The following is a 20,083-nucleotide window of genomic DNA, read 5'->3' on the forward strand; positions in this document are numbered from 1 at the left end:
ATGAGCCGGCAGTCGGCAGGAATTATTACCAAGGGGCATGACCTCGCAATGGAGCTGCGCCGACGCCCTGTTATGGATAGGCAGAACGAAGGAAGTTGGGACTTCACGTGACGAATGATCCCGTTGGACAGAGGAGGTTTGCTGCCGTAACGGATATGGGTCGCATCAAGGCTGTCAAAACAGATCTCTCAAGACGTTTTGTTTGCTATACCCTGATAACGTTAAATCCGGCATTCAATGCTTTGGATCATCCATAACTTGGTTCATTTCTTGAACATAACTTTATGAAATACTGAGATTTCGCGAGTATTTACGAGATTTTACAAGATATTTTGAGGAGGGAATATAGGAGCAACTCCTAATGCTGCAAGAGCATTATATCATTTTTTAGATAATACGGGAAGCCCATACTGCATATTTAATTTAATTGACGCAATACTTTATACAAGACAGATGAGGTTTACATATTATTATCTTCTTAATGATTATATGAATCTTGTTGAAGAAACGGTGAAAGATGATGAAAAATACTTATTTTCTACTATACCAGAAGCAGGTTATGGTACAACCTATTATAATGGTTATATAAGTGCTAATGAAATAGATTGGTGGTTAACCCTAGGAGATTGCCAAAATTGCTTAATTTCTGATGTCGAAAGTTTTAAAAAAGACAATCTAACATTTTACAAAGCCAATGTTAAATTTGTGATGCTTGATGTTTATAAATGGAGTGGCGACTCATCAGAAGGGGACTTATATAAACTGAATTATTATGGCCTTGCACGAGTATTTAAAAGTTATGGCTGTTATGAAACTACCATAACATGGGAAAAGGGGTCTAGATACCCAAATGTAAGTGGTTGTGGTGAGATCGATTTATCACAAGTGGAATTTGAAGGAATTTCCGATCCGAAAATGAATAACTTAACCATTTTGCTTAATTCCGTAGTGGTTTAGTTGTATTCGTTAACTCGTAGCTGATTTATGCATTCAAGTCATTCACGTATCATAACAATAGTTGCGCGAAGCTTAGCTCTTATTGAGAAACTGGATCTGCTGGTTCTGGCAGTTGATTCGAGAAACTCAGAAAAATCGAAGTTTTGAAAAACAGATCATAAAACTTTGCCTTGGGTGCAGTAGAAAAAAGTATTATATCCTGCATTATTTCTTGACGGTTGAAAACAGTCAACTCCTTTCGGTGATTTTCTTGCAATTAAATTATCCGATGAAAAGTTGGCTGTTTTCTATAATTTTATAGTGGCAAGTTTATAATTATTAGTGCTGAAACAGTGTGATTACATTAGATCTTGAGTTTTTCTAGGGGCTTAATAGATAGCTAGTGGAGGTGTGTTTTTTGAATAAAAATAAATATTTGAATGCTTTAATATTTTTTATATTTGGACTTGTTGTTTTTATTGCGTTGTTAAGCCAATATTTTGAACTATGTAGCAATAAAATCACAATGCTATCTTTATGTGGGTATATATTATGTTTAGATTTGGTGCTATTGATTGCAAAATATATTATCTTAAGAAAAAAAAGATTTGCTATATTTTCAACTATTGGATTTTTGTTTTTAATCTGCTGTGTTTTCATTGTCAATAATGATATAATAAATATTAAAGCAAGTTACAACGTTTATTCAACGGATAAATACTCGGTAATAGTAAGGTTAAATGAATCTTTTATTTCCGGAAGATGTGATATATATATAAAAGAAAACAATATCATTATGAAAAAGGTTGGATATCCTTTAGGTGTTCCCATAAAGTATGATCCTATTGCAACAGAAAATTACAAGATAGATGATAATAAGTCTTCGATAATTCTTAAAATAAAATGTGATCCCCACAGAGATGAGTATGAACTTATTGAAATACAAAGAGATAATTGAGTGAATAGAAAATGAACTGAAATAACACTTATTCAAGAAATATTCTTGAATGAGTGTTATTTTGTTCGTAAGCCTGTTTGACGGTTACAAAGTAAGCGTATAACCCCCCGCATCATAAAAGCAAACAGCCGGGTGTTAACTGCCCGGCTGTTTGGTTTTATGATGCGTGGGTTATACGCTTACTTTATTTTTTGATCTCCAATTTTTCATATATTTCTATTACCTTATCACCAATAGATTCCGGAACTGAGATAACGACGTGTCCATCAGGAGGCTTGACCCGAAGATGAATATTCTTTTTATGAATATCAATAGATATGCGAGAAATCATGATTGTCATAAATCAGTACTCCGTTTGGTTCTCGATGATTTTAAATAATCTTTCGACTTATATTTCATTGTTTTCGATTTTTTCTAACAGAGCAAGGTCTACCTTTCCACAAGTGTATTCTATCTGTTCCATAGTCTTAAAATTCCATTGCTCATAGCTTGCATCCGAATAAGAAAGCTCATGCATTCTTTCTATATATTTATGCTGCCAGTAATACAGACTATAAAGTACAACGCCACTAGTGTGATTTGTTCGGTTCAGTATCTGATCTTTAAAGTTGTACAGAAACGTACAATTATTACTATACTGTTTTAATTTTTCATCATCATATTCAATTTCTTCAGGTACAAAACCGAATAAACATTTTAATTCATTAATATTGTCAATGATAAAGAATATGAGGGCAGCTCCGAACAAAACTGATTAAATATAGTTAATGCTTCTTTCTTCAGCATCATTTCTTCATTATTTTCATTCGTTTGCATAATAGGATATCCTTTCTTATGATCTTAATTATTATTTATTCCGGTATAGATTTTTTAGTCTTTTTTATATGATAGTCTTCTTATATCATTATACAAGAAAATCTTAAAAAAGTCAACAATGGACAAAAATAAATTTTATATATAGATAAAAGTTTCTGAAATTCGCACACGAATATACTAATGACCGCAGTGGGAGTTGAACCCACGTTCCAAGGTTGAAAAACTTGTGTCCTGACCATTAGACGATGCAGCCTTATGACTGTTACCGGAATAACAGTCAGATCTTCTTAATTATAACTATCTGATCGATAGTCACGCCGAACATATCGGCTATGATTATCATATTATCGATAGTTGGCACAGCGTCTCCACGCAGCCACTTGAAAATAGCCTGCGGAGTATTGAAACCGCACCTTGCCTGAACATCAGCGATCTTGAAGCCCTTCATTTTCATTATAGCTTTAATATTCGCTCCTGTTGCTTTGACATCTATCACCGGCATTGAAAACATCTCCTTTCTAAGTATATTGATCCTGATGCTCCCGGTGAGATTCGAACTCACACTACACGGGGTTTAAGTCCGTTGACTCTGCCGTTGGTCTACGAGAGCATAAAAATGCGGAATCAGGGAGTCGAACCCTGAATAAACCGGTATTTGAGACCGTCGCGTATGCCTGTTCCGCCAATCCCGCAAAAATAATACCCGTGGGGAGACTCGAACCCCAAAAAGCCTGTTTCTAAAACATAAATGTATGCCAGTTATCAATTATGTTGATAACGTTCATACACACGGGCATAACAAAAACACCGTCTGCTGCAAACAGACGGTGTTTCACTTACAAGGATCAATAATACTTAGAAACAAGAGATCCCGAAATGTTCATCCACTTTATCTGTACGCAGCACAAAAGAAGTCTCTTCCGATTCGAGGACGAGGCTCAATAATGATTCGCTATACAGATATGAAACAGTGAACTTATTCATCTCGGTTTTCTCCTTTCTTTGATGTTGTGGTCATTATATCATATCTACAAGAAAAAATCAAGTAAACCGCAAGTATATTTTTTCTACTACTATATCATAGACATTTCTACTAATTAGGCGCATATTATAGGAGAAATAATAATTCGTAGTAGAAGAAAAAGTTATGAGACAATTTGATAATATCTCATGGGATAACGAAATCATAAGAGCTGTACTTGATAATTATGGGAAAAAATGTCCGACAAAAATAAAAAGGCTCAGAGAGCGTTCTCCGAGCCAAGTATTCATATCGATATTGTTACAGAAAAGACATCATCATTCAACTCCGCACCTACTGTCCAGCCGCGCCTGTCGCAAAGCAGCTTCACAACATACAGCCCCAGTCCGCTGCCGCCTGCTGTCCGCGCGTCCATACGGTAAAACGAATCGAACACTTTATCAATATCGAGCGAGGTGCTGTCCGCAAGAGTATTGGATACGCATAATATCACACGGTCACCGTCTTGTTTCAGCGCAACACCGAAGCTGTCTGCGGTATATTTCTGTGCATTGGACATGAGATTGTTCAGTATCCTTGTCAGGCAATGCACATCAGCATGTATCACGATACCGTCTGAAATTTCAAAGTCTGTTGAGATATTTCTCTCCGCTATCCATGAATGCTGTTCAAGCACCGCTTCGGTCAGCAGGTTACTGAGGTTGATCTCCTCTATACTCAGCTCCTCACCGCCGTTTTCTATCTTTGTCAGCTCAAAGAATTCATCGGAAAGCTCTTTGAAGTACTGATTTTTCTGTATGGCGATACCGAGATACTCCGCATTTTTATCAGATAGTTGACCGGTTTTCTCAACCATTTGCAGATAGCCGAGGGAAGCCGTCAGCGGCGTGCGGAAGTCGTGGGAAATGCCCGAAATGATTGTTCCAAGCTGCTTTTTGCGTTCCTCGTATTCCACGCCAAGCTGCCGCTGAATGTCGGTATGCTCATTGACCTTTACAGCGAGTTCAACTAAATCCTTATCAAAATCCGTGACCTTGACAGGCTGCCTGTAATCACTGTCTTTCAGCTTTTCAAGCTCCTGCGAGAATCGGCGTAGATTCTTTTTCAGCGAAATATACTTCCACAGCAGAACGCACAAAATAACAAGGAGACACACGCAGACTGTTCCGAGCAGAATTTCCATAGCGTGTACCTCCTTTTAATTTCAGCTGATTGGGTGCGGTTCAAGTTCGATTTTCTTTTTCAGCGTGAAATAGCCGATGAGATAGTAGATCGTACAGGATACGATTGCTGATATGATGACCTTTATCACAAAGCCATCAGTTATGTCACGAATAAGCAGTGTACACTGTCCGAAGCAAAGCAGCGACAGCGGAGAATGAGCCAGTGCTTCCGTGTCAGAGCCATTCACCATAAGCAGCATCACACTAAATACAGGAGCGAATGTACCTATCTTTAGCACCGGGCTGAGAAAGACTATACAAAGAGTTGCCCTGACGCACAGGATACAATAGAGCAAGAGCCGTTCCAATGTCTGCTGACTGCTGTCATTGATAAGGCTTACGATAGCTGATGCGGCAAGAAAAGCTAAGAGCGGCGGCAGTATCACAAGAGTTTTTCCGAGAATGATCTGGTGCGGTCGGAAACCTGCCATGATCTCATACATCTGTATTCTTTCAGAATAGGAATAGGATATCACCATAATGGGAATAAACAAGACAATAAACATCGCCATAAATCCGGGCTGTGTTAAGGTTTCTGCCGGATTCGGGTTAAGCAAAAAGCCTGATACTATTACCACAACAGCGGCTATGAATACGGCGGTCAACGAAACGATCTTTTGCTTCATGATAAACATTTGCGTCTTGATGATATTATTCATTCCTTCCACCTGCCTTTTCGAGATAATAGTCCTCCAAATTCTGACCTTCCTCGTTCAGCTTTGTGATGACAAGCCCGTTATCTGTCAGCGTTTTGGAAATGTGGTGAATGTCACCAAGCCGTTCAAAAATCTGTATCTCCTCGCCGTGAATGACCTTGTAATCGTGAATGGACAGCTTATCCTCCAGTACTGCCGCAGTCTTGTTGATGTCGTCAGTCCGCAGGGCAATATGGTTCCTGCACCTGACAAGCAGTTCCTCACGGCTCAGGTTCTCGATAAGGTTTCCGTGGCTGATGATAGAGAAATCGGTGCAAAGCTCGGACAGCTCCGACAGCAGGTGACTTGAGATCAGAACGGTCACGCCCCACTCCTCTTGCATACGCTTGATAAGCTGACGGACTTCCACAATGCCCTCTGGATCAAGTCCATTCACAGGCTCGTCCAGCACCATGATCTCCGGCTTCGGCAGGAGTGCCATACCGATACCAAGCCGCTGTTTCATGCCGAGCGAGAATTTGTTTGCACGTTTCTTTCCAGTGCTTGCAAGCCCAACAATGTCCAGTATCTCATCAATGCGCCTTTCATCGGGATAGCCCCGCAGATAGCGGATATACTGCAAATTCTCACGGGCTGACATAGAGCCTGCAATGATCGGCTGTTCGATCATAAAGCTCATCCTTGCGCGGGAATTGTCCAGATTCTCAGAACTGCCGAACAGCTCCAGTTCCCCTTTTGTCGGAAAGAACAGCCCTGCCATTATCTTCATGATAGTCGTCTTGCCCGAACCGTTAGGTCCGATAAGTCCGCAGATACGCCCTCGACCGACTTGCAGGCTGACATTGTGAAGGACTTCGGTCTTTTTGTAGGATTTGCAAAGTCCCCTTACACTTATTACGTTATCTGTCATTTGTCATCACCCTTTCTTTTGTCTATGTCCCTATTCTAAACCCAAAAGGTAAAGAAAAGGTTAAGCGATAGGTAAAGAAAGGGTTAAATCATGGAGATCTCATACTGATACTCTCTGCGCTCCTCGTCAGAAAGCCTGTTCTTGCGCCCGCCGTGCTCTTCGGTGAGGGTCATGCCAAGTTTCTCCATTACTCTTCGTGAAGCTGTATTTTCCGTATCACAGTGAGCGTAGAAATGTTTTATGCCAAGTTCTTTGAAAGCAAATCCCATAAGTGCAGAAGCCGCCTCGGATCCAAATCCTTGCTTGTGATATCCGGGGTGAATTATCCAGCCTATCTCGGCAGAAGTACGTGTATCATCCGGATACAGACTTACCCCGCCTATGTGTCTGCCCTCGTATACTACAGCCAATTCATAGTACCCGGGCTTCGGTTTTGACCATTCTTCCTCGGCACATCTGAGAAATTCAAGTGTTTCATCTTCGGACAGCTTCGGAAGAAAAACCATAAATCTGCAATTCTCCCTGTCCGAAGCATACGCATGTGTAGTCTCCAGATCTTTCGTGCATATAGGTCTGAGAATCAGACGTTCAGTTTTTATCTTCATGAAGTTCTCCTTATTTTGCTAGCCTGTAGCCCATACCCCATACAGTTTCGATGTACTCGTTTTCAGGGTCTAGCTTTTTCAGCTTTGAGCGTATATTGCTCATGTGGACTTTTATAGTGCTGTCATCGCCGAAATACTCCTCGCCCCATACGCTCTCGAAAAGATTGGCTTTTGAATAGAGCTTTGTAGGATTTTCGAGCATAAGTTCAAGTATTGCAAACTCTTTGCCCGTAAGTGTCAGAGGAACACCGCATACCGAAGCCGTCCCCGAATCAATATCGAGTTCAAGTGCTTTATAAGTCAGTATTTTAGCCACAGCAGAAGTATCTTTGCCCTTGTATCTGCGAAGCACAGCCTCAACACGCACCAGAAGCTCATCAAGGTCAAAGGGCTTAGTTATATAATCATCTGCGCCCATGCGTATAAGTTCGATCTTTGAGTGTGTCTCACTCTTTGCAGATACTACTATTACAGGTATATCCGAAAATTCCCTTATGCTTTTAAGCACCATATCACCGCTGCGGAATGGCAGCATTATATCAAGTATCAGGAGCGACAGGTCACTCTGTTCTCGGGTGATACGGACGGCGTCAAGCCCGTTCAGTGCCGCAAGGGTTTCATAGCCCTGCGAGGACAGATATTCGCATATCAGACGGTTGATCTCTTTATCGTCCTCGGCGATCAGTATCTTTTTCATGGCAAACCTCCCTAATGAATGTGTTAATTGTAATAATTATAGCATAGATCGTAAGAAAGGTCAATCGGCAGAAAAAATAAAGAGCTGTTCTCTGGCTTTAGAACAGCTCTGGTATAGCAAAATCGCCTGTTTATCATACTTTTTGATTATTCGTAAGATGATTGTATGGGTTCTCCTCCTGAACTTTTTTCTCCTATATTTTATATAAAAATATGAAGAACATCTGCTCCCCGAAGCACATTTCCTGATATTGGGAGTGTGCTTTTACGTTTTTGAAGGGAATCATGCAGTTGGAATACTCATGGTTAATGTGTCACGCGTGACAGAAAGATGAGCTATCCTGTTTAGTATACTAATGCCTCCTACTGAAAAAACGAAATATCAAAACAGCTATTTCAATGCAAATCACAAAAGCAGCAGAATTCAAAAAGAATACTGCTGCTTTTCACTATTTACTTCATATTGTTTTTCATCTATTTCAGATCTCTGTTTTTCATTACTATTATCCCAAGTGTTAGAACCGCGCATAATGTTAACAGGCAACACAATATGCAGGCAGTATGATAATTATTCCACTCTACCATATTTGATTTTATGAGACCATTCGGATCTATTGATAATAACATCAATGCTTTTTTATCTGACTGAAGATCTTTTCCGTGATACATGATAACATTATACATTTTGTTTTCAACATACTGGCTTGCTAATATATTCAATCCCAAAGCAATCGCAAGCGCAGGTACTCTTCTTGCTGTTACTATCATGCATAAAAGAGAGATACCCACAAATGTAGCTATAGCAACTACTGCAGAAATGTTTAGATGTATACACAGATCCAGGGAACTTTTTACACTTTCTGAGGTTATATGATAAAATTCCAGTCCGAACCTTACGAGGCAGTAGCTCAAACCTAAAACTTCGCTTGCAATATGTATCAGCATTGCCCCGACATAAGATGTAATAAAATAGCCTAGGAATATTTTAACCCTTGAATGACCTGCCAGAATTTTATTTCGCAATGCACCCGAAGAATAATCATCGCCTACGCAAAGTATTGTTACTGCAATGATTATATACGAAATATACCATAAGTGAGCTAAATAGGTCGATATTTCCATAAAGCTCCAGCCCATCCAATAATCGCTGTTTTTTCCGTGAACTTTATGCAATACGAGCAACGAATCACTTGCGACTGCATTATAGATGTTAAAAAAAGACATTAGCAAAAGGCAGATCCAATAAACTTTGCTGTGAAATAACTTATAGAAATTTGCTTTTAATAATTTTGACATGTAATTTCAGACCTCCCATGTTTACTTCATATCCTTTTTTTCAAATATAATATAACCAGTAATACAGAATAATGTCATTGTGATCATGCACCAGCCACAGGAAGGTTGGATAGCAGTTCTCAAATCTATTGCCTTATCAACAGGATCAACGAACCATCCGCTGTAAAACGATGGAAGAAGTGAATCTATAATAATATATAGTTTATGTGAGAACTCACTTATCTCACTATTATCAAGTCTGGCATATACACTTAAATTTGCAGAATAGCAGAGACATATTATCAAATCACCCAAAATTGCAGCTACCATACCTATAATACGATTTCCTGCGGCTACAATACAGAACAATGTTAATACACAAAGTGCTGCAGCAGGTGCAAGTGAACGTACCAACATGGATACGAAAGTGAGAAAATACCCGTCATATCCATATAAAGTACAGCATATACCATAACAAACTACCGTACAGATAATATGTACTAAAAAACATTCAACAATACTTGTCAGCAGATAGCCCGTATACAATTGTATACGAGAATAACCTGCCACGAGTTTGTTACGTATAGCTCCCGATGAATATTCATCTCCTATAATCATACCAATCAGCAAAACTGCGATAAATACAAAAGAAGAAAGATGTGTAAAACATGTTTCAGGGCATTGAATAACAGACCATTTGTCATATATCGATTCTTTTACCCTACCTGAGTACTCCTCGTTTTTTGTAATCATTGTCATGATATTTATAAACGGCATCAGAAGCAAAGTCAACCAAAATGACCAGCTGTGGAACATCTTGTAAAAATTTGTTTTCATAAGCTTTATCATGATTTGCTGCCTCCGATAAGCGAAATGAAAAAGCTTTCAAGATCTTCATCGTTTTCATTAACCGATATTATATCGCATCCTGATGGCATTAGTGCTTTTGTAAGCTGTGATATATTGGGCCTGCCAAATATATCAACATTATGCTCGTCTGTGATCTTATATTCAAAGCCCATATTATCCAGTACAGAAGAAAGACAGGATGAATCCGTTACCTCTATATGTGTTGATCTGCGGCATTCTTTTTCAAGTTCTTCAGCACTCATTTCACGGATAAGTTTCCCATTATCAATAAAACCATAGTGTGTGGCAAGTCTTGAAAGCTCGTCGAGAATATGCGAAGATATGAGAACAGTTATCCCTTTCTCACGATTAAGCTTGATTATCAACTCTCTCATTTCAATGATCCCCTGAGGATCAAGTCCGTTTATTGGCTCGTCCAGTATCAGCATATCAGGAGCTCCGCACAAAGCAACAGCGATACCGAGTCGTTGTTTCATACCAAGCGAGAAATTACGTGCTGTTTTTTTGCCTGTATTTTCAAGCCCGACCAATTTCAGAAGATCAGGTATACTTTTGTAGTCTGACAGACCTAAAGTCATATACTGCATTTTCAAGTTTTCATAAGCAGTAAGTCCCGGGTATATTGAAGGAGTTTCCACAACAGCACCTATGCGCTTACGCTGTTCCAGTATCTTTTTGTCATTATTCCTGACTCCGTATATTTCAAAACTTCCCGAAGTTGGCTTCTGCAAGCCACAAATAAGACGAATAAGCGTAGTTTTACCTGCACCGTTTTTTCCCACAAATCCATAAATCGAGCCTTTAGGTACATTCATAATAAAGCCATCAAGAGCAGTATACCCTCTGTATTTTTTTTCAAGTGATTCAGCTTTCAAAACATATTCCATATCGATCTTTCATTTCCTTTCGTCTGCCAAATAAGAGTTGAGTGTTACGACAATTTATTCAACCCCATATTTGCGAGTAATAACCATTTTGTGCCAATAATTGATCGTGCTTACCCTCTTCGACAATCCTTCCATCTTTAACAACACATATATTATCACAATTCATTACAGTTTTAAGTCTGTGTGCGATTATCAGAATGGTAATATCTTTGGGTAACGAGTCAATTATATCTCGGATCATCTTTTCAGATATCGTATCAAGATTACTTGTTGCTTCGTCCATGATCAGTATATCAGGTTTTCTTATCAAAGCTCTGGCAATTGCAAGTCTTTGTCTTTGTCCGCCGGAGAGATTCTTTCCGTTTTCTTCAATTTTGGTGTTATAACCCATTGGCAGTTTTTCAGCAAAAGAATCTATGCCACATTTCTTGCATATATCCACAACATCTTCATCAGATGCATTCGGATTACCTATTTTTATATTATTCATGATAGTATCCGCAAATAATGATGTTGTTTGCGAAATGTATGAAATATGTTTCCTAAGTTCTATGGGCGAATAATCATTGATCGGTATATTTCCGATAGTGACCTCTCCGGTTTCGACTTCATGAAAAGCCATTAACAGCTTTGCAATAGTAGTTTTACCGCTTCCGCTTTCACCCACAAGTGCAGTTTTCGTCCCTGCTTTACATGTTAATGATAACTCTTTCAAAACAGGTTCACGATTTCCGTAGCTAAAAACTACTTTGTCAAAAATGATATCTTCTTTCAGATCATGTGGAGAACGTTTATCATTATTTTCTTTTTCTGCATCCAGAATATCATTAAGTCTTTCTGCTGCAACCATAGCAGTTTGTATCGTTGGCTGTAGATTGACAAGATTTCCAACAGGCTGTAAAAAATAACCCATCATATAATAAAATACCAGCAGATCCGATAGCATCAGTTGACCTTTGATGCATAAATTTGCTCCCGTCCAAAGAAGTAATACCATGCTTATAGATGATACCATTGTCATTATTGATCCGAGTATAGTTCCCATAACATTTCCCCTTACGCCATGATCCAATTGCTCACCATACAATGCTCTAACCTTTTTCTTTACATGGATCATATAATTATATGATTTGATAGTCTCTATACCGTCGATAGTTTCTTTCAAATACGAAGTTACGATACTGTCAGATTCCATCATTTTATAATTTACGTCGGATAAAGGTTTTCTGAATGCCAGAAGAATTATTGTGTAAACAAAGATAGTAATACACGTAATAAGAAAAAGCTTAGGACTTAACCAACAGAGAAATAATCCTGATGCAACTGCCATCATACTGTCTAAAATAATAGTCAGTGTAGCGTTACTAATGGCTGATTTTATATAGGCAGTATCTTTAAATCGCGACATATACTCGCCGGTATTTCTATTACCATAAAACCCTGCCGGAAGATCTATCAAATGATCGTAGAACTCCATTGTAAGAGGAAATTCTACATATTTTGACATTTTAGCCATGGCTTTACCGCGAATAATATCAAGTATCATTTTCAGTATATACAATAGAATCGCTGTGATACATACTGATTTTAATGATGGCATTATTTTGGATATAAGACTATCGATCTTTCCATCAGCCACAAGGTTCCGATCTGCCGAAGGAATATCCTGGGATAAATGATCACTATTCTCTTTGTTAGATATTACACCGGCTTCATATTCCTGACCGTTTCGTTCATCTTCAATTTGTTTGGTTATAACTGTATGTTGTGACTCTTTTACAACATAATTGAATACAAAAGAACCGGTCACGTTTATTATTGACATTATCAAAGATAAAACACATACACAGGTAACAAGCTTTTTTTGTTTTATAATATATTTAAAGAACTTTCTGAACGATCCTTTTCTTTCATTACCTGTATGAAACTTTTCAGTTTTTTCAAATGTAACGATTTGACCGAGCCAACATTGTTTAAACAATTCTAACGTTACAGTGCTTTTTCTTTGACATCCAGGATCGCTGATCAAATAAGAATTCTTTTTGATTTTCCAGACTACAACATAGTGTTCATATCCATATTCATTGATTATTCTCGCTACAAAAGGAAATTTCACTTCGCCTGATATTATACCGTCATTAAGTTCTTCAAAACTGCCTCCGAGTCCTTCTCCATTCAAGCCTATCTTTTGGGCTCCATCAACCAATCCATATACGTTTGCTCCTATATTGTCAACTTTGATAAGCGACCTTGCTTTTGCAATCGGAATCTTTAATCCATGATATTCAGATATCATACAAAGACAGGCCGCGCCGCAATCTTTTTCATCATGTTGCTTTATATGGGGATATTTCATTCTAATTGCTCACTTTCAAAGAACACTAATTATATATTTTTAATATGATGGACTGCTGTCAGAAAAAATATCTGACAGCAGTCCATACATCATCGCTGTGTCGATCGGATATTTATGAATTTAAACTATATACTATCCGTAGTTAGACAACTTTATTAAAACTGCATTTTATGCTGTTCTATAGTTGTAGCTTGCTTCTCCATTCCCACCAGCATGATGATAAACTATATAAGAAATATATCCACTCCACCAATGTTCTTTATAGCTTCCGCTGTGGTCACGTTCATCACCAGCTCGATAATCTTTGACTGGTAGATACTCATCTCCTGCCTCTGCCCAACCATAGCCGTAGCCGCCATTAAACGTTTTCATCTCTGATTCATTCAACTTTTTCATAATTAAACTCCTTTTAATTATATAAAATTATCGAATAAAACAGCTGCAGCGCTTATTCTATAATTAATTATACACAATTTTGTTTTTGATGTCAACAGTTTAATATAATTATATTTGGGAAATTGTGACTTTTTATATAATCCACTTAATAAGGAAACGGATGCAAATTATTAATCATATTAACGTGATAATTATTCTGTTAAATTATCAAATGATTAGTCGGTTATTGAATCTGAACAAGTAGAACTTAAAGAAAAACTGCCGATGACTGCTCTTCCTCCTGAAAATTCTCATTATGATTATGTCAAAACGGTTTTTGAACCCGGTACTAAACATTATGAGGAATACTGGAGAAGAAAAAGAAGAGAAAAAGAGATCGAAGAAATGAAAGCTGCTTGTGAAAGAGCCGGCTGCGCTTTTACTCCCGCATGATCCAACTTATCTGACCTCACTTTTCGGTGATGCTCCATAAAGAAGTATCTCCTAAACAGAAAAATAGGCAGGCTATGAAATAACAAAAAGAGCTTGATCCTACGCAATAAGTAGGGTCAAGCTTTTTATATGTAAAACCCTTCACCTTGTTCAAAATAACCAACATCATGACAATATGCCTGTCGATATTTGTAACAGTAAAATCTTGACAAAACTGTTTATGTGTTATATACTGTATATATACCACATAAACAGTAAAGCCGAAAGGAGAGGATCATTTGAAAATCTATCAGAATTCAACCGAACCGATCTATAAACAGATCGCAGCCCAGCTCAGGGAGCAAATTCTGATGGGCAAACTCAAAGCAGGTGATCCGCTGCCATCGATCCGAGGTTTGGCTCAGGATCTGAAGATCAGCGTTATCACAACGATGAAGGCTTATGAGGAGCTTTCTTCGGAAGGACTGGTGACTGCTTCAAAGGGCAAGGGCTACTATGTAAATGCCCAGGACGAGCGGATGCTGAAAGAACAGCATATGCGGCAGCTTGAAAAGCACCTGTCAGATGCGATATACTCCGCAAGGATAGCAGGAGTTGGACTTGAAGAAGTAGAACAAACGCTTGAAATGCTATGGAGCATTGACGAGGTGTGATGATATGAATTGGGCAATATGGTATCTGCTGTTTATTGTTCTTTTCGCTTCGTATTATCAGCGCAGGAGACGAATGAGGCAGATCTTACACAAGCATATGATGAATAAAAGAAAAGGAGTAAGCAATATGAACGAGCTTATCAAGGCATATATCGGCAAGGATGTAATTATCTCCACAGGGTTCACCTCTGTAGACGGAACGCTCGTAAAGGTCGAGGATAATTGGGCACAGCTTGAAACAAAGTCCGGTATAAAGACCGTTAATCTTGAGTATGTTTCCGTTGTGCAGGAATACCCCCGTAAGAAAAACGGAAAGAGAAAGTCCATGGTCGGGCTGTTTACTGAATAAGGAGAATTGAAAATGAATAACGCAATTGAGATCAACGGCATTACCAAGAAATACAAGGATTTTACGCTCGGTGGAGTCCAGGCGGTCGTGCCCTGCGGATTTGCAACGGCTCTTATCGGTGCGAACGGTGCCGGAAAAACCACACTGATCGATATTCTCTGCGGTGTTACAGGCAAAACAGGCGGTAAAGCCGTCTATTTCGGTGATATGACCGACATTGACGATGACAAGCTCCGCAACCGTATCAGCTATTGTTCTTCGGCTAACTTCTTCCCGATGGATTGGACGCTTAAAAAGATCGCTGATTCTATGGAACTTGGCTTTGATAACTTTGACAGGCAGCGTTTTGCAGAGCTTTGCAGGCGCTTCAAGCTCGGTGATCCGACTGAAAAGAAGCAGAAGAAGCTCATGAAGCTCTCAGACGGCAACAAGATGCGTACCTACCTTGCGGCGGTACTTGCAAGAGATACCGAACTGCTTGTGCTTGATGAACCTGCATCAACACTTGACCCGCTTGCCCGCGATATGCTGTGTGACCTGTTCAGAGAGTATCTCAGTGAACGTGACGGCGAACGCTCGGTGCTTTTCTCCACTCATAATATAGCTGATATGGAGTTTGCCACCGACTATGCTATCTTCATGTCAAACGGCAAAGTAATTGAACAGGGTTTTGTTGAAGACCTGAAAGAAAAATACATACTCGTTCACGGCGATGCGGAAAATGCTGACAGGGCAAGACCATTTATGATATCTTTCTCAGGCGGAAGAACAGGCTTTGAAGGCATAGCCCTTGCAGAAAATGCCGACATACTGAGAACATACGATACTGCTGTCGAAACGCCCACATTACAGCAACTCAGTATCGGCATACTCAGAAAGGCGGAGGAAGATGACAAGTAATACACTCACGCTATCTCAGGCACACAAGATATATACAGGCGACAGCATGGGGCTGTATGCGCTGAAACTCAGCATCGGCGGGATATTAATGTATTCGGCCACCATTCTCACCTTTTTTATCATAATGCTTCTGTCTAAGGGAAATGTATCAGCCGCTCTTAATGAAATGAGCGGCAGTACGCTGACAAACACGTTCCTGACCATAGATGCAGGCATTATCCTGATGATAACAGGGCTTATACAGTATGACAGGCACTTGCCGGGCGGCAAGTATTTCCGAACGGTAAACGGCGGTTTTGACACTTACAGAAAAATGAAAAATGCCTCGCTTATCGCCCGCGTTATATCGCTTATATCGATCATGCTCTTCGGGGCGCTCTTTGACCGTCTGGGTATCCTAAAACTCGCATTCGGCACAAGTGGTGTTATCTATATCGGAGCATTTCTCCTGTTAAACATCGGGCTTGTTAATCTTATTGATCTTATCAAAAATCCTGCTGTCAAAGGATTATCAACATCGATCGTCCTTGTGGCAGGGCTGGCAGGTGTGATATCTCCTGACATTACGGACGGAAATATCTATTTTGCTCTTGCAGTTGCGGTGACAGCAGTACCGTTCATAATTATCTCGCAAAAGATAATGCTGAATAACTATAAAAAGAACAAATGGTATAAATAAAGGAGATGTACAGCAATGAATAAAGTTGCAAGTGGTATAAAGTTATATACCCAAGCGGCAGCACATCCATTCACGATCGGCTTCGGGCTGTTTATGATGATCGGAATGACATTGGCTTTTATCATAGATCCCGCCCCTGTTGGCAGTAAAGATTATTTATCCATGCTCGGATCTATACAGATGGGCAATATGGGAACGCTCATCATGGTGATAATAGCAAGTACAAAACTACAGCAGAACAAATTCTACAGTTCATGCAACTGTGCAAAAGAACTGTTTACAGTAGGTCCGCTGGCTGTGGTAACAGCTGTTAATATTTTATACAACACAGTGCTTGCTGTGTCGGCATATGTCAATCTTGGGGTCACAGGGCTTTCCGATACCATCATTTTCAACACGATAAGCAGTATGCTGATAATCATTGCAGGCGGTTGTTACGGTAAGAACAGTGTAAAGTTCATTGCAGTGATACAATTATTTGCGTATATTGCTTTTATTATTTTCCCGATCGCTGTCAAACATACATCATTCACACACATACTTCTGGGACAACATCTGACAACAGCGGTCATTTTTGCCGTATGCGGTAATATCATTGCGATCGCTTTTATTCTTGCACTTCAAAACATCTGGTGGAAAAAAGGCGACAAGTTCGCCGCTCCCAAAAAAGCATTACTGGCGGCGCTGGAGGTGCAAGCAAATGAATAAAGTGAATAAGAAGGCAAAGTATATAAATTTATCTGCTCAGTGTGTTCTCTGTATCTCGGTAGCTGTGTTCTCCATTACTAATATCATGGATATAGAGGTAACAGGTATGGACACAACAACATCCATCACAACAGTCAAAAAAGAAATGCAGCTTCAGGAATGGGCAGCACAGATCGAAGCGCAGTAGGCAAGCGGGCTGACGATCAGGGAAGTATGTTGATAAAAACCTCAAGTTTAAATGCGAGGAATGATCAAACCCCTACTCGGAAAAATCACGGGCAGGGGTGAGTTTTTTATGGGACACGGTTTTATTTTACGCTTACTTTACAGCAGTGTGTGTCTATAGACACACTATAAAGATAGAAAGAGAGCCCACCGCAGTGACCACTACGATAGACTCTTGAGTAAAACTGATAAACTCAGCTTATTATATTATACCAAAACTTTAACAGATTGTCAAGCCTTACAAGCGTAATTAGAATGTGTCTATAGACACACTCGCATATAAATAATTATCAAATTTCTCTTGTGCTTTTAACCAAAACATGGTATAATTATATATGAACAACTTACGGTTTACCAAAGCGTAAGTGAACTGAAAACAGGAGTAAAGCATAATGGCTACTAATGAAAATATTATTTCACTCTATTTATACAATACTTGAAAGGTTGGGATATAATGAAAATACAAAAAGTGATTTCAGGACTTGCTTCAGCATTGATGCTGAGCGCAAATTTAATGAACATAACGACTTATGCCGATATTTCAGAAACGAAACAGTGGGGAAATAACGCAAGTTATGTTATTGACTATGATACAGCAACAGTTACTATAACCGGACATGGAAAACTTTTAAACACTGATGCTGCAGGAAATTACGATTCACCTTTTAAAGGAGATACGTTTATTGAAAAAGTTGTTATCGGTGAGGGCATAACATCACTTTGCCAGAACGCTTTTTATGGCTGCACAAATCTAAAGGAAGTAGATTTCCCTGATAGCCTTGAATTTATCGGAAGAAATGCATTCGTAGGTACTGAACTATACAACGAACAGATAAAAGATAATGCTAATGTATTAATAATGGTCGATGACTGGATAGTTGATTATTCAAAGAAAGGTGAAGACGTTTCTGAACTCGTCATCCCTGATGGATGTGTCGGAATAGGTACTGAATCTTTCAAGAAATTTTCAGTAAATGCCAGATATGTTTACAGACTTGGAAATGTAGAAAAAATAGTTTTTCCTGATACTCTCAAATATATTAATTATGGTGCATTTAATGGTGCAGAGATGAAACTCAAGAGTCTGGAACTGCCAACCGAAAACGATTTGTATATAGGCAGCTATGCATTCAGCGATGCATTTATCGATAATGTTAATGATGCTGTTAATGCATTAGATATTGATATTCCAGGAAATGTAAAAGAAATTGGATCTTATGCTTTTTCAGGCAATAAGAGATTACAGGGCGTTAATTTAAATGAAGGACTCGTTACATTATCTAATAATGCTTTTGACGGATGTTCGTTCTCAGAACCTGTTAGTATTCCCGATTCCCTTGAACGACTTGGTGTTGAAGCATTCCAAAACACTCCTTTTGAAAAAGAATTCGACTCATCAACAGAAAAGACTCTTTACCTTGGTAATTGGCTATACAAAGTAAATGGTAACAATCCATCTTATATAGATATTCGTGAGGGAACACTTGGTATAGCTGATTCTCCCGGTATACCTGTAACAGCTGAATTTAAGCTTCCTTCTACACTGAAATACATTGGCGCAAGTGTTTTTGCCGGGCAGAAAAAAAATGAGATAATTCTTCCTGCAAACCTTGAAGCTATCTACGCAAATGCATTTGAAAATTCTGAGCTAAAAAAAATAAAATTTCCGAATGGATTAAAATATATCGGCTCAAAAGCCTTTAAAAACTGTAAAGGTTTGATTAAAGTAGAGATTCCTGAAAGCGTTGAATTTATAGGAGATGGTGCATTTTCAGGTTTAGTTAATCATAGCCAAAAATCAACAGTTATTGTATACTCTAAGAATTGTGAAATCGAACAAATAGAATATCCAAATGTGTACGCAAATCAATATGCGCTGGATTTCAAGTATATTATGGGATATAAAGGTAGCACAGCAGAAGCATATTCAAATAAATATGCAAAGATCAACCCATATAACTTTCTAAAAGAAGACACCGATGCGCGTGTATTCAAGCCACTTCTTATTGGAGATGTAAATATTGATGGTATAATAAACATTACTGACATAACTAAAGTTGCAGCACACGTTAAGGGTAAAAAACTTCTTGATGAAAACGCTCAGAAATTTGCCGATGTTAATAATGACGGCAAAATAAACATCTCTGACATAACTAAAATCGCAGCTCACGTTAAGGGTAAGAAATTGCTCCAGTAAGTATATCCAAAAACACCTATTCAAGGCATTGAGTCTGAATAGGTGTTTTGTAAGCGTATAACCCTCCGCACCTACCCCACCGGAGTCTAATGAAGTATAATAAACTCCAAGGAACACCATGAAGTAAATTGGAAAATCCAAATTGGTCCATGGAGTTAATTGGAGTATATTAGACAGATAGGAGTTGGTGAAATATATGCAGTCAAATACGACAAGCATCACAACAATAAAGCAGGAAGTACGTCTGCAAGAATGGACTGCACAGATCGAAGCGCAACAGGCAAGCGGTCTGACGATCCGGGAATGGTGCAAAGAAAACGGGATCAAGCCTAACACGTATTACAACCGCTTAAGAAAAGTTCGGGAGCAGTATA

The 20,083-nt window shown here is 38.9% G+C and carries 23 protein-coding genes and 3 tRNA genes; 11 read left to right on the plus strand and 15 right to left on the minus strand.

Annotated features, from left to right (window positions below):
* The first annotated feature begins 489 nt into the window (after positions 1–489).
* Both BM265_RS17425 and BM265_RS17430 read left to right on the plus strand, forming a co-directional pair.
* A complete protein-coding gene (locus BM265_RS17425; protein WP_074963241.1) occupies positions 490–957 on the plus strand; it encodes a hypothetical protein in 468 nt (155 codons plus the stop codon).
* Positions 958–1,354: 397 nt separating this feature from the next.
* Positions 1,355–1,894, plus strand: coding sequence for a hypothetical protein (locus BM265_RS17430; RefSeq protein WP_074963242.1), 540 nt, complete (start codon positions 1,355–1,357; stop codon positions 1,892–1,894).
* Positions 1,895–2,282: 388 nt separating this feature from the next.
* Here the strand turns inward: BM265_RS17430 and BM265_RS20460 are convergent, their stop codons facing one another.
* From BM265_RS20460 to BM265_RS17505, 15 genes are all read right to left on the minus strand, one after another.
* Positions 2,283–2,642 (minus strand): hypothetical protein, encoded by a 360-nt coding sequence (locus tag BM265_RS20460; protein WP_074963243.1) that lies wholly within the window; start codon positions 2,640–2,642, stop codon positions 2,283–2,285.
* 249 nt (positions 2,643–2,891) lie between these two features.
* A tRNA-Glu gene (locus BM265_RS17440) sits at positions 2,892–2,963 on the minus strand.
* Positions 2,964–2,987: 24 nt separating this feature from the next.
* Positions 2,988–3,212 (minus strand): helix-turn-helix domain-containing protein, encoded by a 225-nt coding sequence (locus BM265_RS17445; protein WP_013483374.1) that lies wholly within the window; start codon positions 3,210–3,212, stop codon positions 2,988–2,990.
* A 35-nt stretch (positions 3,213–3,247) separates the two neighbouring features.
* Positions 3,248–3,320 (minus strand) — tRNA-Leu (locus tag BM265_RS17450).
* Positions 3,321–3,327: 7 nt separating this feature from the next.
* Positions 3,328–3,402 (minus strand) — tRNA-Leu (locus tag BM265_RS17455).
* Between the two features lie 576 nt (positions 3,403–3,978).
* Positions 3,979–4,875: a sensor histidine kinase gene (locus BM265_RS17460; protein ID WP_074963244.1), complete on the minus strand. Its 897-nt coding sequence runs from the start codon at positions 4,873–4,875 to the stop codon at positions 3,979–3,981.
* Between the two features lie 21 nt (positions 4,876–4,896).
* Positions 4,897–5,574 carry a hypothetical protein gene (locus BM265_RS17465; RefSeq protein WP_024859120.1) on the minus strand — a complete coding sequence of 226 codons (678 nt, stop codon included), beginning with the start codon at positions 5,572–5,574 and terminating at the stop codon, positions 4,897–4,899.
* Complete coding sequence (locus tag BM265_RS17470) at positions 5,567–6,481, minus strand: ATP-binding cassette domain-containing protein (RefSeq protein ID WP_074963245.1); 915 nt, start codon at positions 6,479–6,481, stop codon at positions 5,567–5,569. Before BM265_RS17470 ends, BM265_RS17465 begins: the two co-directional genes overlap by 8 nt.
* A gap of 83 nt (positions 6,482–6,564) precedes the next feature.
* Positions 6,565–7,086, minus strand: coding sequence for a GNAT family N-acetyltransferase (locus BM265_RS17475; RefSeq protein ID WP_074963246.1), 522 nt, complete (start codon positions 7,084–7,086; stop codon positions 6,565–6,567).
* 10 nt (positions 7,087–7,096) lie between these two features.
* Positions 7,097–7,783 (minus strand): response regulator transcription factor, encoded by a 687-nt coding sequence (locus BM265_RS17480; RefSeq protein WP_074963247.1) that lies wholly within the window; start codon positions 7,781–7,783, stop codon positions 7,097–7,099.
* A 473-nt stretch (positions 7,784–8,256) separates the two neighbouring features.
* On the minus strand, positions 8,257–9,078 hold the full coding sequence (locus BM265_RS17485) for a hypothetical protein (protein WP_074963248.1): 822 nt from the start codon (positions 9,076–9,078) through the stop codon (positions 8,257–8,259).
* A 21-nt stretch (positions 9,079–9,099) separates the two neighbouring features.
* Positions 9,100–9,906, minus strand: a complete 807-nt coding sequence (locus tag BM265_RS17490) for an ABC-2 transporter permease (protein ID WP_074963249.1) — start codon at positions 9,904–9,906, stop codon at positions 9,100–9,102.
* Positions 9,903–10,814, minus strand: coding sequence for an ABC transporter ATP-binding protein (locus BM265_RS17495; protein ID WP_074834442.1), 912 nt, complete (start codon positions 10,812–10,814; stop codon positions 9,903–9,905). The genes BM265_RS17490 and BM265_RS17495 overlap by 4 nt, the downstream gene beginning before the upstream one ends.
* A 58-nt stretch (positions 10,815–10,872) precedes the next feature.
* A complete protein-coding gene (locus BM265_RS17500; RefSeq protein ID WP_074963250.1) occupies positions 10,873–13,170 on the minus strand; it encodes a peptidase domain-containing ABC transporter in 2,298 nt (765 codons plus the stop codon).
* Between the two features lie 168 nt (positions 13,171–13,338).
* On the minus strand, positions 13,339–13,566 hold the full coding sequence (locus BM265_RS17505) for a hypothetical protein (protein ID WP_074963251.1): 228 nt from the start codon (positions 13,564–13,566) through the stop codon (positions 13,339–13,341).
* A gap of 264 nt (positions 13,567–13,830) precedes the next feature.
* On the opposite strand from BM265_RS17505, the gene BM265_RS20465 reads away from it, so the two are divergent.
* From BM265_RS20465 to tnpA, 9 genes are all read left to right on the plus strand, one after another.
* A complete protein-coding gene (locus BM265_RS20465; protein WP_207647009.1) occupies positions 13,831–13,998 on the plus strand; it encodes a hypothetical protein in 168 nt (55 codons plus the stop codon).
* Between the two features lie 278 nt (positions 13,999–14,276).
* Positions 14,277–14,651 carry a GntR family transcriptional regulator gene (locus BM265_RS17510; protein WP_074963252.1) on the plus strand — a complete coding sequence of 125 codons (375 nt, stop codon included), beginning with the start codon at positions 14,277–14,279 and terminating at the stop codon, positions 14,649–14,651.
* Between the two features lie 100 nt (positions 14,652–14,751).
* Positions 14,752–15,000: a DUF6897 domain-containing protein gene (locus tag BM265_RS17515; protein ID WP_207647010.1), complete on the plus strand. Its 249-nt coding sequence runs from the start codon at positions 14,752–14,754 to the stop codon at positions 14,998–15,000.
* 12 nt (positions 15,001–15,012) lie between these two features.
* Positions 15,013–15,900 carry an ATP-binding cassette domain-containing protein gene (locus BM265_RS17520; RefSeq protein WP_074963254.1) on the plus strand — a complete coding sequence of 296 codons (888 nt, stop codon included), beginning with the start codon at positions 15,013–15,015 and terminating at the stop codon, positions 15,898–15,900.
* Complete coding sequence (locus BM265_RS17525; RefSeq protein ID WP_074963255.1) at positions 15,890–16,579, plus strand: hypothetical protein; 690 nt, start codon at positions 15,890–15,892, stop codon at positions 16,577–16,579. Before BM265_RS17520 ends, BM265_RS17525 begins: the two co-directional genes overlap by 11 nt.
* A gap of 15 nt (positions 16,580–16,594) precedes the next feature.
* Positions 16,595–17,287, plus strand: a complete 693-nt coding sequence (locus tag BM265_RS17530; RefSeq protein WP_074963256.1) for a hypothetical protein — start codon at positions 16,595–16,597, stop codon at positions 17,285–17,287.
* A complete protein-coding gene (locus BM265_RS20785) occupies positions 17,280–17,474 on the plus strand; it encodes a hypothetical protein (protein WP_074963257.1) in 195 nt (64 codons plus the stop codon). The genes BM265_RS17530 and BM265_RS20785 overlap by 8 nt, the downstream gene beginning before the upstream one ends.
* A 474-nt stretch (positions 17,475–17,948) precedes the next feature.
* Positions 17,949–19,709, plus strand: coding sequence for a leucine-rich repeat protein (locus BM265_RS17540; protein ID WP_242940893.1), 1,761 nt, complete (start codon positions 17,949–17,951; stop codon positions 19,707–19,709).
* 196 nt (positions 19,710–19,905) lie between these two features.
* Positions 19,906–20,083, plus strand: a 178-nt coding sequence (tnpA, locus tag BM265_RS21125) for an IS66 family insertion sequence element accessory protein TnpA (RefSeq protein ID WP_431767997.1), incomplete at its 3' end; no start/stop codon positions are given.

The organism is Hominimerdicola alba, assembly GCF_900112155.1.
Taxonomy (GTDB): Bacteria; Bacillota; Clostridia; order Oscillospirales; family Ruminococcaceae; genus Hominimerdicola; species Hominimerdicola alba_D.

What these genes read in the sequence shown, in the direction of transcription:
- BM265_RS17425 (WP_074963241.1), top strand. Translation starts at nt 490, where the DNA reads ATGAATCTTGTTGAAGAAACGGTGAAAGATGATGAAAAATACTTATTT.
- BM265_RS17445 (WP_013483374.1), bottom strand. Translation starts at nt 3,212, where the DNA reads ATGCCGGTGATAGATGTCAAAGCAACAGGAGCGAATATTAAAGCTATA.
- BM265_RS17460 (WP_074963244.1), bottom strand. Translation starts at nt 4,875, where the DNA reads ATGGAAATTCTGCTCGGAACAGTCTGCGTGTGTCTCCTTGTTATTTTG.
- BM265_RS17465 (WP_024859120.1), bottom strand. Translation starts at nt 5,574, where the DNA reads ATGAATAATATCATCAAGACGCAAATGTTTATCATGAAGCAAAAGATC.
- BM265_RS17470 (WP_074963245.1), bottom strand. Translation starts at nt 6,481, where the DNA reads ATGACAGATAACGTAATAAGTGTAAGGGGACTTTGCAAATCCTACAAA.
- BM265_RS17475 (WP_074963246.1), bottom strand. Translation starts at nt 7,086, where the DNA reads ATGAAGATAAAAACTGAACGTCTGATTCTCAGACCTATATGCACGAAA.
- BM265_RS17480 (WP_074963247.1), bottom strand. Translation starts at nt 7,783, where the DNA reads ATGAAAAAGATACTGATCGCCGAGGACGATAAAGAGATCAACCGTCTG.
- BM265_RS17485 (WP_074963248.1), bottom strand. Translation starts at nt 9,078, where the DNA reads ATGTCAAAATTATTAAAAGCAAATTTCTATAAGTTATTTCACAGCAAA.
- BM265_RS17490 (WP_074963249.1), bottom strand. Translation starts at nt 9,906, where the DNA reads ATGATAAAGCTTATGAAAACAAATTTTTACAAGATGTTCCACAGCTGG.
- BM265_RS17495 (WP_074834442.1), bottom strand. Translation starts at nt 10,814, where the DNA reads ATGGAATATGTTTTGAAAGCTGAATCACTTGAAAAAAAATACAGAGGG.
- BM265_RS17500 (WP_074963250.1), bottom strand. Translation starts at nt 13,170, where the DNA reads ATGAAATATCCCCATATAAAGCAACATGATGAAAAAGATTGCGGCGCG.
- BM265_RS17505 (WP_074963251.1), bottom strand. Translation starts at nt 13,566, where the DNA reads ATGAAAAAGTTGAATGAATCAGAGATGAAAACGTTTAATGGCGGCTAC.
- BM265_RS20465 (WP_207647009.1), top strand. Translation starts at nt 13,831, where the DNA reads ATGACTGCTCTTCCTCCTGAAAATTCTCATTATGATTATGTCAAAACG.
- BM265_RS17515 (WP_207647010.1), top strand. Translation starts at nt 14,752, where the DNA reads ATGAATAAAAGAAAAGGAGTAAGCAATATGAACGAGCTTATCAAGGCA.
- BM265_RS17520 (WP_074963254.1), top strand. Translation starts at nt 15,013, where the DNA reads ATGAATAACGCAATTGAGATCAACGGCATTACCAAGAAATACAAGGAT.
- BM265_RS17525 (WP_074963255.1), top strand. Translation starts at nt 15,890, where the DNA reads ATGACAAGTAATACACTCACGCTATCTCAGGCACACAAGATATATACA.
- BM265_RS17530 (WP_074963256.1), top strand. Translation starts at nt 16,595, where the DNA reads ATGAATAAAGTTGCAAGTGGTATAAAGTTATATACCCAAGCGGCAGCA.
- BM265_RS20785 (WP_074963257.1), top strand. Translation starts at nt 17,280, where the DNA reads ATGAATAAAGTGAATAAGAAGGCAAAGTATATAAATTTATCTGCTCAG.